Origin of the sequence: Corynebacterium sp. MSK122, from assembly GCF_030229435.2 — a bacterium.
Lineage (GTDB): Bacteria > Actinomycetota > Actinomycetes > Mycobacteriales > Mycobacteriaceae > Corynebacterium > Corynebacterium marquesiae.
The window spans coordinates 1-227 of record NZ_JASPHV020000111.1 but is presented as its reverse complement, the minus strand read 5'-3'; the positions used below and the strand labels follow the sequence as shown (position 1 = coordinate 227).

Here is a 227-nt window from a genome sequence, read left to right as displayed (position 1 = left end):
AAACGCGGTGTAGGCGAATCCTGACAGGGTGCGAACGTAGGTAATGTCGGCAACCCACAGCCTGCCTGGTGCCTGCGCACGGAAGTTTCGGCGCACAAGATCCGGGCGATGATCCGGTGTCTTCGGGCTTACCGTTGTTATTGGGGTTCGCCCACGTCTGCGGCCAGAAACACCTGCAAGTTTCATCAGACGTGCGGTCTTGTCGCGACCAATATGAAAGCCTTCGC

The 227-nt window shown here is 58.1% G+C and carries 1 pseudogene; it reads right to left on the bottom strand.

Annotated features, from left to right (window positions below):
- Positions 1-227, bottom strand: a pseudogene (locus QP934_RS11665) (IS3 family transposase); the annotation flags it as partial.